This window comes from uncultured Devosia sp. (genome assembly GCF_964244875.1).
Classification (GTDB): Bacteria; Pseudomonadota; Alphaproteobacteria; order Rhizobiales; family Devosiaceae; genus Devosia.
Window position 1 is genome coordinate 54,372 of record NZ_CAXTKA010000007.1, and the last position, 15,439, is coordinate 69,810.

The window sequence follows — 15,439 nt, forward strand, 5'->3', positions numbered from 1 at the left end:
GCGCCGGATGAGGGGGAGTTTGCAATCGTCACACCTGCAAAATCGAAGACACGAGCAACTGCGTATAGGGCTGGCGCGGATCATCCAGCACACGATCGGTCAGACCGGATTCGATGACCTGGCCGTCTTTCATCACCATCATGCGGTGCGACAGCAGGCGCGCGACCGCCAGATCGTGGGTAACGATGATGGCGGCAAGTCCGAGTTCGCCGACCAGGCCGCGCAGGAGATCGAGCAGGCGCGCCTGCACCGAGACGTCGAGGCCGCCGGTGGGCTCATCCATGAACACCAGGCGTGGCGCGGTCACCAGATTGCGCGCGATCTGCAGGCGCTGGCGCATGCCGCCGGAAAAGGCGCGTGGCTGATCGTCAACGCGATCTTCGGCGATCTCGACACGGCCGAGCCAATCGACGGCCGTGGCGCGGATATTGCCGTAGTGGCGATCGCCGATGGCCATCAGGCGCTCGCCGACATTGGCACCGGCCGAAACGGTCATGCGCAGGCCGTCGGCCGGGTTCTGGTGCACGAAACCCCAATCGGTGCGCATCAGGAAGCGCCGTTCGGCCTCGCTCAGATCATAAAGATTGCGCCACACGTCGTCGCGCATGCGATATTCGGCGCGCCCGGACGTGGGCGGCAGATTGGTCGAAAGACAGTTGAGCAGGGTGGTTTTGCCGGAGCCGCTTTCGCCGACCACGGCGAGGACTTCGCCGGGATAAAGCTCAAAGCTGACATCGGCACAGCCAAGACGGGCGCCGTAGTATTTGGAAAGGTTGTGGACCTTGAGGAGGGGTTCTTCGATCATTCTGCAGCCCTCAATTCTTCCCCGCTCAGGGCTCCGCGGTGCCCCGCTGCACGGCGGTCCTCGCAATTGTCGGTGTCCGAACACACGAACATATGCCCGCCATGGTCATCCAGGATGACCTCGTCGAGATAGACGCCGGTCGCGGCGCAGAGGGCGCAGGGCTCGGAAAAGTGCTGGATTTCGAAGGGATGATCTTCGAAATCCAAGCTGACCACCTTGGTGAAGGGGGGCACGGCATAGATGCGCATTTCGCGCCCGGCACCAAACAGTTGCAGCGCGGCGGACATGTGCATCTTGGGATTGTCGAATTTGGGCGTCGGCGACGGGCTCATGACATAGCGGTCCTCCACCATCACCGGATAGCCATAGGTGGTAGCGATGCGGCCGTGGGTGGCAATGTCCTCATAAAGCTTGACGTGCATCAGGCCATATTCCTTAAGCGCGTGCATGGTGCGGGTCTCGGTTTCGCGCGGCTCGAGCATGCGCAACGGTTCCGGTATCGGCACCTGATAGACCAGCGTCTGGCCGGCTGAGAGGGCCTTTTCGGGAATGCGGTGCCGCGTCTGGATGATGGTGGCGTCGGCGGTATGGGTCGTCGTCTTGACGTTGGCAACCTTGGCGAAGAAGGCTCGGATCGAGACGGCATTGGTGGTGTCGTCGGCGCCCTGGTCGATCACCTTGAGCACGTCGTCGGGACCGACGATCGCCGCCGTCACCTGCACACCGCCGGTGCCCCAGCCATAAGGCATCGGCATTTCGCGGCTGGCAAAAGGCACCTGATAACCGGGAATGGCGATGGCCTTGAGGATGGCGCGGCGGATCATCCGCTTGGTCTGCTCGTCCAGATAGGCGAAGTTGTAGACGGGGGTGGCGCTCATTCGGCGGCTTCCTTGTTGGCGTCCTCGGCCTCGAATTTGGCGTGCATGGTGCGCAGCATGTCGAGTTCGGCCTGGAAGTCGACGTAGTGCGGCAATTTCAGGTGTTCGACGAAGCCGGTGGACTGCACATTGTCCAGGTGCGAAATAACGAACTCCTCATCCTGCGCGGGGGCGGTGATGTCCTCGCCGAGTTCGCGGGCGCGCAGGGCCCGATCGCAGAGCGACATCGACATTGCCTTGCGCTCGGATTGGCCGAACACCAAGCCATAGCCGCGCGTAAACTGCGGGGCGACCTTGGCCGAGCCCTTGAACTGATTGACCATCTGGCATTCGGTGACGCGGACGCGACCGAGGCTGACGGGAAAGCCGAGCTCGGGAATATCGAGCTCGACCTCGACCTCGCCGATGCGGATTTCGCCGACGAAGGGATGCGACTTCGCGTAGCCGCGCTGGGTGGAATAGCCCAGCGCCAAGAGGAACCCCTCATCGCCACGCGCCAGGGCCTGGAGGCGCAGGTCGCGATCGAGCGGATATTGCAACGGCTCGCGGGTCAGGTCGCCGATCTCGTCCTGCTCGACCGGGTTGAAGCCCAGATCGGGCTCCATCAGGCCCTGATGGCCCAGCATGTCGGTAACGCGGGGCGCGCGAGCGGGATCGGCTTCGGCGGTGAGCGGCGTCGCAACCTCGTTTCCCTCGGCGATCGCCGGATCGAGCAGGCGGTGGGTATAGTCGAAGGTGGGACCGAGCAGTTGGCCGCCGGGCAGGTCCTTGAACGTCGCCGAGACGCGGCGCTCGATCAGCATGTCGGCCGTGTCGATCGGCCGCGAATAGCCGAAGCGCGGCAGCGTGGTGCGATAGGCGCGAACCAGAAAGATCGCTTCGATCAGATCGCCGCGCGACTGGATGATGGCCAGCGCCGCCAGCGCACGATCATAGAGCGATCCTTCGGCCATGCAGCGATCGACCGCCAGGCCGAGCTGCTGAATGATCTGCTCAATACCGAGCGCGGGCACCGAGCGGTCACCGCGGCGCCGGTCGGCCAACAGGGCATGGGCATTGGCGATGGCGGCTTCCCCGCCTTTGACGGCAACGTACATTCATGCCTCCTTGGGTGAAATGCACGTGGTTCGCGGCAAGCCGATCAACGCGCCATCGGCAACCAGCAGCAGGTCGACGCCGCGCGGGAACTGCGCGCCGTTTTGCGCCCACTGTGCAAGAAAATCGGCGGGCAGGCCCTGGGGCGCAATCGCGCTGGAGCCATCGATACCGGGGCCTGCCAGATGCAGCGCCGAACCGCCGCCCAGTGTCGGCAAGGCGAGGACGATCGTGGTGGAGCGGTCTGGATAGGCATCGCTGCCCTGGTCGAAATCAGCCAGCACCATGGCCGGCTCTCGGGTAAACGCGAACTTCGCTTCGGCTCGCGCCGAGGTGACCGGCGCGCCGGTGTGGAAGCGCAGCCAGGCCAGCACATCGTCATTGGCGAAGCTCGGGTCGAGCCAGAGCGGCGTGTCATGATCGCACAGCGTCAGCGCCACGGCAGCCAATTCCGGCGACAGCGGCTTTGGGGGCAGAAGGCCCAAGCCAAGCGCCTGGATCGTGCCGGGATTGGCGAGCGCATCCATGACGGCGCGGAAGGCCGTTTGCGACTGCATCACCGGATGGGTGAAACCGCCGTCGAGAACCTGGCTGTCCATTAATTGTCGCCCCGAACCATGGTGAAGAAATTGACTTTGGTAGCTGCGGTCTCTTGCCGGCGCTTGTTGTCGGCGGTCGTCGCGCTGGCCCGCAAAGGCGCTAGGACCCGGGCTTCGATCGCCGCCGGCTCGCGCTGGAACAAGGCATCGAACACCGCGATCAGGCGCGCCTTGTCCAGGTCTCGCCCCAGGCAGTAGCCGTGGCCGATCTCGCCGGTGTCCAGCCTGACCGTCGCCCGGCTGACGGTGGCCTCGCCCAGATTGAACGGCGCACCGCCGCCACCTGCCCGTCCCCGCACCATGACCAGCCCGGTTTCGGGACCACGCACGCCCTTGAACGCCGGCTTGTCGCTCCAGGCCGCCCAGGCCGAAGCCAGCGCTTCGCCATCGGCGGCCGCCAACGCGTTGAGCGCCAGCCGTCGGGGTTCGATGTCTGCTGCGGTTTGCGCGCTCATTGCCCTTGCCCTTGCTTGTCTAATAAAATAGACAACTCATATCGTGTTTTTCGTCTTAGGCGTCTCGTGTGAATTTGCAATGACAAAAAGACCTGTTCCATCGGATTCTCACCTGAGCGGCGTCGCGATCTGGCGGCGCATCGCCGATGCCATCCGGCTCGATATCGTTGGCGGCAAGCTGGCGCAGGGTGATCGGTTGCCGGCGGAGACGCTATTGGCCCAGCGCTTCGCCGCCAATCGCCACACGGTGCGGCGCGCGCTGCAGGCCCTGGCTGCCGAGGGCGTGGTGCGCACCGAACAGGGTCGCGGCAGCTTCGTCGATCAGGCCAAACGATTGAGCTATCGGATCGGCAAGCGCACGCGGTTTTCCGAAGGTTTGGCTGGGCAGGCCGGAGCCCTGCGGCGGCAAGTTCTGGGCTCACGCCTGGAAAACGCGACAGCGGCAGTCGCGGCGGCGCTAGCGATCGTTCCGGGGGCCAAGGTGACCCGGCTCGATACGGTTTCATCGGCCGACGGGCGGCCAGTGTCGCGGGCCACCACCTGGATCGGCTACCGCGATTTCCCCGATTTCGCCGAACGATTTGCCGTCACGGCCTCGACCACCGCCGTGTTCGCCCAGTTTGGTATCGCCGATTACACCCGCGCTTCCACAAGGATTTCAGCCCGGCACGCCGACGCCGAGGAAACCGCTCTGCTCAAGCTCGCCCCCGGCGCGATCCTGCTCGTCTCCGAAGCTGTCGACGTCGATCCTGCCGGACGCCCGATCCTTTACGGCCTCAGCCGGTTTCCAGCCGATTTGCTGGAACTGGTGGTTTAAAGAACCGCTCAGGCCCGCGCCGGCCAGACCTGGCGCTGGGCGGCTTCGAGCAAGATGTCGACCAGGCGCTCCCCGGCCAAAACGAGCGCGCCGGAATTGTCGATGTCTATGGCATGGGCAAGTGGGCTCGCAACGCTCCGATCGAGGCGCTGGCGGATCGCGCCGGCCGTTTCGCGGCCGCGATTGGCGAGGCGCTGGGCGATGATATCAGGATGCGCCGAGAGCGCGACCACGATGGTGCGCGCATAGCGGGCCTCGATCTGGGCAATCACCTGGCGCGACACATTGGCGATGACCACTTGCCCCGCTTGGATATCGGCATCGATCGCGGCCGGCAGCCCATAGCGCAAGCCATGGGCATCCCAGGCCAGGGCAAAGCCGCCCGCCTGTTCGACCGACGCAAATTCGAGTACGCCCAGGCTATCGTGATCTTCGCTGGCACGATCGACGGGCCGCGTCACCACGCGGCGCACGAAGACAAATTCGGGCCGATCGCTCAACCGCTCGCGCGCAAAGCCGATCAAACTGTCCTTGCCCGCACCGCTGGGGCCGACAATGGCGACGAACACTCCGCTCATATGACCCGCTGCCCCTCGCGCCACACCGTGCGCACGATCGGAATATCGTCATCGAGGCGGACGCGCACGAGGTCGGCGCGCTTGCCGATGGCAATCTGGCCGCGATCCATCAGACCCCCCGCCGCCGCAGGATGACTGGTCACCAGTCGCACGGCATGCGGCAGCGTGATCGCTTCTACCGAATCGCCGAGCGCGAACGCCGCCTGGATCAGGCTGAACGGGATATAGTCCGACGACAGGATGTCGAGGATCCCCGCCTGGGCCAAGTCGCGCGCCGAAACATTGCCCGAATGGGAAGCGCCGCGCACCACATTGGGGGCGCCCATCAGCACGGCGAGGCCGGCGTCGTGCGAGGCCCGGGCGGCTTCGATCGTGGTGGGAAACTCGGCGACATCGATGCCCTGGGCGATCGCCTCATCGACATGGCCGATGGTGGCGTCGTCGTGGCTGGCCAGCACAATGCCATTGTCCCGGCAAAACTGGGAGATCGCCTTGCGATGCGGGCCCGCATAGGTTTCGGAATCGCCGATACGGCGGGCCGAAAACTCCGCCAGTGCCGCATCGCTCATCTTGAGCTTGCCCTGGTAATAGGCCTTGTAGGCCTCGAAGCTGGCAAATTGCCGCTGATTGGGCGCGTGATCCATCAAGGAGGCAAGCCGAACCAGTGGGTGATGCTGCAATTGCTCGAAACTGGTCTGGCAATCGGGCGCCGACACTTCGCAGCGCAGGTGAATGAAATGATCGGCCCGCAGCCGGTTGGCAGCCTTGGACGCGGCAATCGCATCGGCCAGCACCGTCATCTCGGCGCCGCCCATATCCGCCTGCTCGTCGGTGCCCACCCGAAGAGCATCGAACACCGTGGTAATGCCCGACGCGGCAATTTGCGCGTCATGGGCCTGCACGGCAGCCAGGGCGTTCCAGCGCACCCGCGGGCGCGGCGCATAATGGTTTTCCAGATGATCGGTATGCAGCTCGACCAGTCCCGGTATCAGATAGTCGCCGTCGAGGTTTTCCCCGATTTCGGAGGGTCCGCCGATCTCGACAATGCGGCCATCGCGCAGCACCACCGATCCTAGCACGACCTCGTCGGCCAGAACGATCCGGGCATTGCTCAGCACCATATCGAAGGCGGGAGTAGGGTTCATGGCTCAAGCAATCTAGAGTTTGAATTGGAAATAAGGACCAGCTTCGAACAAGCTCACAAGGGCGCAGGAGGTCCGGTTCGATCCCGCCGCGCTATCCGATTTTGATGACAGTTCAGCGACGAACGCCCCATTCCGGCAAGACGTAGCATCAGGGGCTCTTCGCATCGCATTCTTATGCAATCCTTATGCTGCGCAGGGATAATTCATATCGAGATTTGACGGGCCGCTGCACTATTTTTCGCGTCCAGCCAATGGAGGCAATAATGCTCGATATCGTCTTTCTCGTCCTGGGAGCGGCCCTGTTTTTGGGGCTCGCGCTCTATGCCCGCGCCCTGACGCGGCTGTGACCACCATGATCATCCCCATCATTGCCTTCGTCGTGGCGCTCGCCTTGGCTGCCTATCTGCTCGTGACCCTGCTCGTTCCCGAGCGGTTCTGACCCACCGGAGTTTTCTCATGTCCTTCCCAGGCTGGGTGCAGATCGGGCTTGTCCTGATCGTGACCCTGCTCGCGGCAAAGCCCCTCGGCCTCTACATGGCCAAGGTCTTTTCTGGCGAGCGCACATTCCTTTCTCCCGTCCTTGGCCCGCTCGAAAGCGGGTTTTATGCCGTTTCCGGGGTCGATCCAAAGCGTGGCCAGGGCTGGCTGGCCTATGCCATCGGCGTGTTGCTGTTTTCGCTGGCCGGCTTTGCGCTGCTCTATGCGATCCTGCGGCTGCAAAACGTGCTGCCATTCAATCCGCAGGGCTTTCCGGCCGTGGCGCCCGATCTGGCGTTCAACACTGCCATGAGCTTTGTGACCAATACCAACTGGCAGTCCTATGGTGGCGAGACCACCATGAGCCATTTCAGCCAGATGCTCGGCCTGACGGTGCACAACTTCGTTTCGGCCGCCACCGGCATCGCCATTGCCATGGCGCTGACTCGCGCCTTTATCGGTTCGGGCATCAAGGAGTTGGGCAATTTCTGGGTCGATCTGACCCGCGCCACCCTTTATGTGTTGCTGCCGCTCGCCATCGTCGTGGCACTGGTCTTTGTCGCCATGGGCCTGCCCCAGACCCTTGATGGCTCCATGACCGCCACCACCCTCGAAGGCGCCCAGCAGACCATCGCGCTCGGCCCCATCGCCAGCCAGGAAGCCATCAAGCAGCTTGGCACCAATGGCGGCGGCTTCCTCAACGTCAACGCCGCTCATCCTTTCGAAAATCCCAACGCCTTTTCGAACTACCTTAACATTATCTCGATGCTCTCGGTGTCGATGGCGCTGGTTTATGCCTTCGGCCAGATGGTGGGCAATCGCCGCCAGGGCTGGGCCCTGATTTCCGTCACCGTCATATTGCTGGTTGTCGGCGTGGGCGCCATCTATTGGGCCGAAACCTTCGGCAATCCCATGATCACCGCGCTGGGCGTCGATCCGTCTCTGGGCAATATGGAAGGCAAGGAAGTCCGTTTCGGCCAGGCCATGAGCGCGCTGTATTCTGCCGTCACCACCGGCCTGTCCGATGGCGGCGTCAATGCCATGCACGGCTCGCTCACCCCGCTGGGCGGTCTGGTCCCGATGTTCCTCATTCAGCTGGGCGAAGTGCTGCCGGGCGGCGTCGGCTCGGGGCTCTACGGCATCCTGGTCTTTGCCATCCTTGCCGTCTTCGTGGCGGGGCTGATGGTCGGGCGCACGCCCGAACTGCTGGGCAAGAAGGTGGAGGCGCGCGAGATCAAGTTCGCCATGCTGGCCGTGCTGATCCTGCCGCTGGTCATCCTCGGCTTTACCGCCGTTTCGGTGGTGCTGCCGTTCGGCGTATCCTCCATCCTGACCGGCGGGCCGCACGGATTGAGCGAAATTCTTTACGCCTATACCTCGGCGGCCGGCAATAACGGCTCCGCCTTTGGCGGGCTTTCGGCCAATACTCCCTGGTACAATACCACTTTGGGCATTGCCATGGCACTCGGCCGCTTCGCCTATATCGTGCCGGTGCTGGCCATCGCCGGCTCGCTGGCCGCCAAGACCAAGGTCCCGGCCTCCCCCGGCACCTTCCCGACCGACAAGCCACTGTTCGTGGGGCTGCTGATCGGCGTCATCATCATTCTGGGCGGGCTGCAGTTCTTCCCCGCTTTGGCCCTCGGGCCCATCGTCGAGCACTTCGTCATGCTCGCCGGCCAGACCTTCTGAATCGAGATCAATCATGTCAACCAAGACAGCCGCCGCTACCTCGCTGTTCGACCCGGCCATCCTCCTGCCGGCGTTCCGTGACGCCTTCATCAAGCTCGACCCGCGCCAGTTGCTGCGCAATCCGGTGATTTTCGTCACCGAAGTCGTGGCGGTTCTCGTCACCCTGCTTTGGGTGCAGGAACTCGTGTCGCGCACCGGCACGCCCCTGTTCTCGGGCCAGATCGCCATCTGGCTCTGGTTCACCGTGCTGTTCGCGACCTTTGCCGAAGCCGTGGCCGAAGGGCGCGGCAAGGCGCAGGCCGAAAGCCTCAAGCGCTCCAAGTCGGACCTGTTCGCCAAGCGGCTCAAGACGCCCGACGACCGCAGCCGGACCGATTTCGAGCTCATTCCTGCCAGTTCCCTGCGCATCGGCGACGTCGTTTATGTCGAGACCAACGACCTGATCCCCGGCGACGGCGAAATCATCGACGGCGTGGCCTCGGTCAATGAAAGCGCTATCACCGGGGAAAGCGCTCCGGTGATCCGCGAAAGCGGCGGCGACCGTTCTGCCGTCACCGGTGGCACCCAGGTCATCTCCGATTGGCTGCGGATTCGCATCACCACCAAGCCGGGCGAAACCTTCGTTGACCGCATGATCGCGCTGATCGAAGGCGCCAAGCGCCAGAAGACCCCCAACGAGATCGCGCTGTCGATCCTGCTGTCGGGCCTGACGCTGGTGTTCCTCATTGCCGTGGTGACGCTTTATGGTCTCGCCGCCTATTCGGGCACTGACCTGTCCGTGGTCGTGCTTGCCGCGCTCCTTGTGACACTGATCCCCACCACTATCGGCGGGCTGCTCTCGGCCATCGGCATTGCCGGCATGGACCGGCTGATCCGCTTCAACGTCATCGCCACCTCGGGCCGCTCGGTTGAAGCCGCCGGCGACGTCGACACCCTGCTGCTCGACAAGACCGGCACCATTACCTATGGCAACCGCATGGCCACCGAGTTCCTGCCGGTGGCCGGTGTCGCCGAAAAGGCCTTGGCGGAAGCCGTGCTGCTCGCCAGCCTGGCCGACGAAACCGCCGAAGGGCGCTCCATCGTCGCCCTCGCCAAAGCCGATTTCGGCCTTGCCGAGCCCGAGCTGGCCGGCAACGGCACCACGACGATCCCGTTCACCGCCCAGACCCGGATTTCCGGCATCGACATCGAAGGCCGCCAGATCCGCAAGGGCGCCATCGACTCGGTGCTGAAATTTGCCGGCCTCACCCGCGATCGCGCGCCTGCAGAGTTTCTTGCCGCCGTGGAAAAAGTCGCCCGCTCGGGCGGCACGCCCCTGGGCGTTGCCGATAGCGGTCGCCTGCTCGGCGTCGTCCACCTCAAGGACGTGGTCAAGCCCGGGATCAAGGAGCGTTTTGCGGCCTTGCGCGCCATGGGCATCAAGACCGTTATGGTGACCGGCGACAATCCGATTACCGCTGCCGCCATCGCCTCGGAAGCCGGCGTCGACGATTTCATCGCCGAAGCCACCCCAGAGCAGAAGCTCGATTATATCCGCAAGGAACAGGTCGGCGGCCGGCTCATCGCCATGTGCGGCGACGGCACCAATGACGCGCCCGCCCTGGCCCAGGCCGATGTCGGCGTCGCCATGCAATCGGGTACCCAGGCCGCCCGCGAGGCCGGCAACATGGTGGACCTGGACTCCAGCCCCACCAAGCTGATCGAGATCGTCGAGATCGGCAAGCAGATCCTGATGACGCGCGGCTCGCTGACCACCTTCTCCATCGCCAACGACGTGGCCAAGTACTTCGCCATCATCCCGGCCTTGTTTTTGGTGACCTATCCACAGCTCGGCGCTCTCAACGTCATGGCGCTGGAAAGCCCGCAATCGGCCATTCTTTCGGCGGTGATCTTCAATGCCCTGATCATCATCGCATTGATCCCTCTGGCCCTGCGCGGCGTCAAATACCGCCCGGTCGGTGCTGCGGCCCTGCTGTCGCGCAATCTGCTGGTTTACGGCCTGGGTGGTCTTGTCGCGCCCTTTATCGGCATCAAGCTGATCGATCTTTTGATCACCAGCATCAACATCATCTAGGAGCGCAAAATGCTCAGCCAGCTTCGTCCCGCCATTGTCATGATGCTCATCTTCACCATCCTGACTGGCCTGATCTATCCTTTGGCCATCACCGGCGTTGCCGGTGCGGTCTTTCCCCAGGCCGCCAAGGGCAGCCCGATCGAAAGGGAAGGCGTCATCATCGGCTCGTCCCTCATCGGGCAAAACTTCGCCAGCTCGCAATATTTCTGGCCGCGGCCTTCGGCAACGGGTCCCGACCCTTACAATGCCGGCGCCTCCAGCGGCTCCAATTATGGCGCCACATCGGCGGCAATGCTGGAGCGGATCGCCGGCTCGGTCACCGCTTTGGGTCAAACCACGCTGGTTCCCGCCGACGCCGTTACCACCTCGGGTTCGGGGCTCGACCCCGACATCTCCCCCGCCTATGCCGCGCTTCAGGTTGCCCGGGTCGCCACCGCACGCGGGCTCGATCCGGCCGCGGTGACGGCTCTGGTTGCGGCTGGTACCGACCTGCCGATTCTGGGTATATTCGGGGAACCCCGCGTCAACGTCCTCGCCCTCAACCTGGCCCTGGACGCGAGCGCCACCAACTAGGACCACAATGGCCAGGACCGCCGCTACGACCAGGCCCGATCCCATGGCTCTGCTTGAGCTTGCCGCCGGCGAAGGTCGCGGCAAGCTCACGATTTTTCTCGGTGCGGCGCCCGGCGTCGGCAAGACCTATGCCATGCTGGCGCGTGCCAGGCGCCTGCGGGCGGAAGGCACCGATATCGTCATCGGCCTGGTGGAAACCCATGACCGAGCCGAAACGAGCCAGTTGCTGGACGGGCTCGACATCCTGCCGCGCCGCAAGTCGCCGCGCCTCAATGCCTATGGCGAGTTCGACCTCGACGCGGCCCTCGCGCGCAAGCCGGCCATCATCATCGTCGATGAACTGGCCCATACCAATGACGCCGACTCCCGCCACCCCAAGCGCTATCAGGACATCGCCGAACTGGTGGGTGCCGGCATCGATGTGTGGACCGCGCTCAACGTGCAGCACCTGGAAAGCCTGGCCGACCTGGTGACCCAGATCACCGGTGTGCCGGTGCGCGAAACCGTGCCCGATAGCGTGCTGCAACAGGCCGACGAAGTCGTCGTCGTCGATCTGCCCCCCGCCGAGTTGATCGCCCGCCTGCATGAAGGCAAGGTTTATCTGCCCGCCAATGCCAAGCGCGCTGCCGACGGCTTCTTCAAGCCATCCAATCTGACCGCCCTGCGCGAATTGGCGCTGCGCCGCGCCGCCGACCGCGTCGATGACCAGATGGTCGATATCCTGCGCCAACAGGCCGTGGAAGGACCCTGGGCGACCGCCGAACGCCTGCTGGTTTGCGTCGGCCCCGACCAGCTCTCCCAAAGCGTGGTGCGCACCGCATCTCGCCTCGCCACGGGCCTCAATGCCCGCTGGATGGTGGTGTCCCTGGGCCGCATCAACAGCGCGCCAAGTGCCGAAGGCGCATCGCGCCTGGAAGCGACACTGGCGCTGGCCGAACGCCTGGGCGCTGAAATTCGCCGCCTTACCGCCGATGATTATGTCGCCGAAATCATCCGTCTCGCTCGCCGCGAACACGTCACCCAGATCGTCATCGGCCGCCCCAGGGCGAGCCTGCGCGAACGTCTGTTTTCCCGCTCGCTGCCCGACGCGTTGATGCGCGCCGCCGGTGACATCGGCATCTATCTGGTGCCTGGCGAAGCCACCAAAGCCCGTCGCAGGCGGTTTTGGCGCGTCCGCAGCCTGCCCGAATGGATACAGACCCTGGTCATCCCGACGATTTCGGTAGCTGCGGTGACCTTGTTCGGCAAGGGCTTGTCCCAGATTGTCGCCTTGCAGAACCTGTCCATTCTGTTTTTGCTCGCCGTCATCATTTCCGGTGCGTTCAATGGCCTGTTCGCCGCCATGCTCGCCGCTGGCCTGTCGTTTCTGGCCTACAATTTCTTTTTCATCGACCCGCTCTTTACCCTTACGGTCGCCCGCCCCAACGAAATCCTGGCGCTGCTGATCTTCATCGCCGTTGCCGGCGTTACCGGGACGCTGGCGGCACGCCTGCGCGAACAGATGCAGCGCGCCCGCCAGTATGCGCGCGGCACCGAGGGCCTCTACGACTTCTCCCGCCGCCTCTCGGCCGCCTATGGGCTGGAAAGCGTACTGACGGCCACCGCTGCCCATCTCAATGGCGTGCTGGGGCAAGCCATCGTGCTGCTGGCGCCCGACGAAACCGGCGAACTGGTACCCCAGGTCGCCTGGCCGCCCGATATCGAGCTCAATGAAACCGCCATGATCGCGGCCCGCTGGGCTTATGAGAAAAAGGAAAATGCCGGCTTCACCACCGGCACGCTGCCGCAAATTCCATTCCTGTTCTGGCCCATTCGCTCGGCCCAGCGGATGGTCGGCGTGCTCGGCATTGCGCTTGACGACAAGCGCGGCGCCCTGACACCCGACGAAGACCGCCAGGTCGCTGCCATCCTCGAGCAGGCCGCCATCGCCATCGATCGGGCACGCCTCGTGCGTGAAAACGCCAATGCAGCCGTCGCCAAAGAGGGCGAAAAGCTGCAGTCGGCCCTGCTGTCGTCGCTGTCACACGATTTGCGCACGCCGCTGGCCTCCATCACCGGCGCAGTCACGACGCTGCGCCAACTCGGCGAGCGCATGCCGGTCGCCAGCCGCGAAGACCTGCTGGCCTCCATCGAAGAGGAAACCGGCCGCCTCAACCGTTTCGTCACCAACCTGTTCGATATGACCCGCATCGAATCGGGCATGATCCAGTTGCGCCGCGCCCCGATCGATCTGGCGGGCACCATAGCTGCCGCCGTGGCACGGGCCAAATCCGTCCACCCCGACCTGGCGGTCGAAGTCAGCCTTTCCGAACATCTCGCGCCGGCTCTGGGCGATGCGGCTATGCTGGAACAGGTGCTGTTCAATCTGCTAGATAACGCCCGCAAATATGCGGGCAAGGATGCGCCCGTCGCCATCTTCGCCCGCATTGCGGATGGCTTTGCCGGCATCAGCGTGACCGACCAGGGCAAGGGAATTCCCGCCGACGAACTCGAAGCCATCTTCGGCAAATTCTATCGCCGCGCCAAGGGCGACGGCCGGGCCGCCGGCACGGGGCTCGGCCTGTCGATTGCCCGGGGCTTTATCGAGGCCATGGGCGGCACCATCAAAGCCGAAAGCCCGGCCATCAAAAAACGTGGTACACGCTTCACTATCCGCCTGCCCCTGGCCGGAGCCAATTCGTGACCAAGCCGCGCATTCTCGTCGTCGATGACGAGCCACAAATCCAGCGCTTCCTGCGCCCCGCCCTAATCGCCGTCGATTACGAGGTGATCGAAGCGGGCACCGCCGCCGAGGCCAAGCGCCTGATCGCCACCCGCGCGCCCGATGTCGTGGTGCTCGATCTGGGCCTGCCGGACAGCGACGGCAAGGCCGTGATTGCCGACGTCCGCGCCTGGTCGCAGGTGCCCATCATCGTGCTGTCCGCGCGTGACCGCGAAAGCGAAAAGATCGATGCGCTCGACCTTGGCGCCAACGATTATGTCGAAAAACCCTTTGGCATCGGGGAACTGCTGGCCCGCATCCGGACCGCCTTGCGCCATCGTGCCGACAGTCCGGCCGATCCGATCATCACCATCGCCGACCTGCGGATCGACACCAGCCGCCATGCAGTGACCAAGGGCGAGATTCATATTCACCTGACGCCAAAGGAGTATGATTTATTGACCCTGCTTGCCGCCAATCCCGGCCGCGTCATGACGCACCGCCAGATTCTTGCGCAGGTCTGGGGCGCCGCTCATGTCGAGGATGTGCAATATCTGCGCGTCCTGATCGGCCAGTTGCGTGAAAAGATCGAGCCCGCCCAAGGCGCGCCCCGCTTTATCCTGAACGAGCCTGGCGTCGGCTATCGGCTGGCCGAAAAATAGGCCCACCAGCCTTACTGGTCGTCAAAATGCCCCCAATTGGCGAAGACTCCGCCGGTCAGCCGATGCCGCGGATCATCTGGGTCCAGGGGCTGGCGCGGATCGGGCTCGCCCAATTCCGTTGAGCTGTGCTGCGGCACCCAGCCCAGCTCGGGGTCGGGCGTGTTGAGGTAAAACGCTTCCGGATTGTCTGAAATGCCGAAGACCGTGCGATGGCCGAGCACCGGCACGTCGAGCCCGCACTCAACCAGAGCGGCCAGATCGTCGCGATTGCACCATAACCGGGCCTCGCGCGGGGTGCTCGGAGTGCCGGCGGTGCAGATGCGAATGGCAAGGCATTGCAGGCCGAACTTGTCGAAATAGAGCCGGCTCAGGGCTTCGCCAAACACCTTGGAGACGCCGTAAAGCGTATCCGGGCGATAGGCATCGCCAACCCCGATCGGCACTGCGTCCAGCTCGTAATAGCCCTGCACATGGTAGGACGAGGCATAGACGATGCGCTCGACGCCGGCCCGGCGCGCCGCCTCGAAAATGTTGTAGGTGCCCACGATATTGGCCTCAAGCAGGCTCTGCCAACCAGCCTCCCCGGATATCCCGCCGAAATGGACCACGGCAGAAATGTCTTGTGCCATCAGTCGGTTAACGGCATCCAGATTGGCAAGGTCAGCAATCTCGACGGGCGAACCATCGCTGCTTGGTACAATATCGCTCGCCAGCACAGCCCGGCCACGCGCCGACAACCAGGAGCGCAAATGACCTCCAAGGCGCCCCGAAGCGCCGGTCAGCAGGATTTTGGGCATTGTCGGTCCTTCAGGCGTGGTCCGGCATTAGTACGACAACTATGGACTTGTCAACGACAGATCATACTTTTTGGCAATGGTTCATCATTGACGG

Annotated in this window: 15 protein-coding genes; 7 read left to right on the top strand and 8 right to left on the bottom strand. The window is 63.9% G+C overall.

Annotation, left to right across the window (positions count from 1 at the left end; translation table 11 throughout):
* Positions 1-28 precede the first annotated feature (28 nt).
* Genes phnK through phnG form a run of 5 tightly spaced genes read right to left on the bottom strand, consistent with a single transcriptional unit; the run spans position 29 to position 3,832 of the window.
* On the bottom strand, positions 29-805 hold the full coding sequence (gene phnK, locus ACFE8X_RS09985; protein WP_375451318.1) for a phosphonate C-P lyase system protein PhnK: 777 nt from the start codon (positions 803-805) through the stop codon (positions 29-31).
* Positions 802-1,683 (bottom strand): alpha-D-ribose 1-methylphosphonate 5-phosphate C-P-lyase PhnJ, encoded by an 882-nt coding sequence (locus ACFE8X_RS09990; RefSeq protein ID WP_375451319.1) that lies wholly within the window; start codon positions 1,681-1,683, stop codon positions 802-804. Before ACFE8X_RS09990 ends, phnK begins: the two co-directional genes overlap by 4 nt.
* A complete protein-coding gene (locus ACFE8X_RS09995) occupies positions 1,680-2,780 on the bottom strand; it encodes a carbon-phosphorus lyase complex subunit PhnI (protein ID WP_375451320.1) in 1,101 nt (366 codons plus the stop codon). Before ACFE8X_RS09995 ends, ACFE8X_RS09990 begins: the two co-directional genes overlap by 4 nt.
* The gene (gene phnH / locus ACFE8X_RS10000) at positions 2,781-3,377 is read right to left on the bottom strand and encodes a phosphonate C-P lyase system protein PhnH (RefSeq protein ID WP_375451321.1); all 597 of its coding nucleotides are present in this window, start codon (positions 3,375-3,377) and stop codon (positions 2,781-2,783) included.
* Positions 3,377-3,832 (bottom strand): phosphonate C-P lyase system protein PhnG, encoded by a 456-nt coding sequence (phnG, locus tag ACFE8X_RS10005; protein ID WP_375451322.1) that lies wholly within the window; start codon positions 3,830-3,832, stop codon positions 3,377-3,379. Before phnG ends, phnH begins: the two co-directional genes overlap by 1 nt.
* Before the next feature lie 79 nt (positions 3,833-3,911).
* Here phnG and phnF point away from each other — a divergent pair, with 79 nt between their 5' ends.
* On the top strand, positions 3,912-4,649 hold the full coding sequence (gene phnF, locus ACFE8X_RS10010; protein ID WP_375451323.1) for a phosphonate metabolism transcriptional regulator PhnF: 738 nt from the start codon (positions 3,912-3,914) through the stop codon (positions 4,647-4,649).
* 8 nt (positions 4,650-4,657) lie between these two features.
* Here phnF and phnN read toward each other — a convergent pair whose 3' ends face one another.
* On the bottom strand, positions 4,658-5,227 hold the full coding sequence (gene phnN / locus ACFE8X_RS10015; RefSeq protein ID WP_375451324.1) for a phosphonate metabolism protein/1,5-bisphosphokinase (PRPP-forming) PhnN: 570 nt from the start codon (positions 5,225-5,227) through the stop codon (positions 4,658-4,660).
* Positions 5,224-6,372 (bottom strand): alpha-D-ribose 1-methylphosphonate 5-triphosphate diphosphatase, encoded by a 1,149-nt coding sequence (locus ACFE8X_RS10020; RefSeq protein ID WP_375451325.1) that lies wholly within the window; start codon positions 6,370-6,372, stop codon positions 5,224-5,226. The genes phnN and ACFE8X_RS10020 overlap by 4 nt, the downstream gene beginning before the upstream one ends.
* A 352-nt stretch (positions 6,373-6,724) precedes the next feature.
* Here ACFE8X_RS10020 and ACFE8X_RS10025 point away from each other — a divergent pair, with 352 nt between their 5' ends.
* The 6 genes from ACFE8X_RS10025 to ACFE8X_RS10050 are packed head-to-tail and all read left to right on the top strand — an operon-like array spanning position 6,725 to position 14,548.
* Positions 6,725-6,811 carry a potassium-transporting ATPase subunit F gene (locus ACFE8X_RS10025; protein WP_375451444.1) on the top strand — a complete coding sequence of 29 codons (87 nt, stop codon included), beginning with the start codon at positions 6,725-6,727 and terminating at the stop codon, positions 6,809-6,811.
* A gap of 17 nt (positions 6,812-6,828) precedes the next feature.
* Positions 6,829-8,538 carry a potassium-transporting ATPase subunit KdpA gene (gene kdpA / locus ACFE8X_RS10030; protein ID WP_375451326.1) on the top strand — a complete coding sequence of 570 codons (1,710 nt, stop codon included), beginning with the start codon at positions 6,829-6,831 and terminating at the stop codon, positions 8,536-8,538.
* 13 nt (positions 8,539-8,551) lie between these two features.
* Complete coding sequence (gene kdpB, locus ACFE8X_RS10035) at positions 8,552-10,612, top strand: potassium-transporting ATPase subunit KdpB (RefSeq protein WP_375451327.1); 2,061 nt, start codon at positions 8,552-8,554, stop codon at positions 10,610-10,612.
* Between the two features lie 9 nt (positions 10,613-10,621).
* Positions 10,622-11,185: a potassium-transporting ATPase subunit KdpC gene (kdpC, locus tag ACFE8X_RS10040; protein WP_375451328.1), complete on the top strand. Its 564-nt coding sequence runs from the start codon at positions 10,622-10,624 to the stop codon at positions 11,183-11,185.
* A 43-nt stretch (positions 11,186-11,228) separates the two neighbouring features.
* Complete coding sequence (locus ACFE8X_RS10045) at positions 11,229-13,868, top strand: ATP-binding protein (protein WP_375451329.1); 2,640 nt, start codon at positions 11,229-11,231, stop codon at positions 13,866-13,868.
* Positions 13,865-14,548, top strand: a complete 684-nt coding sequence (locus ACFE8X_RS10050) for a response regulator (RefSeq protein WP_375451330.1) — start codon at positions 13,865-13,867, stop codon at positions 14,546-14,548. Before ACFE8X_RS10045 ends, ACFE8X_RS10050 begins: the two co-directional genes overlap by 4 nt.
* A gap of 11 nt (positions 14,549-14,559) precedes the next feature.
* Here the strand turns inward: ACFE8X_RS10050 and ACFE8X_RS10055 are convergent, their stop codons facing one another.
* Positions 14,560-15,345 carry an NAD-dependent epimerase/dehydratase family protein gene (locus ACFE8X_RS10055; protein ID WP_375451331.1) on the bottom strand — a complete coding sequence of 262 codons (786 nt, stop codon included), beginning with the start codon at positions 15,343-15,345 and terminating at the stop codon, positions 14,560-14,562.
* Between the last annotated feature and the right edge of the window lie 94 nt (positions 15,346-15,439).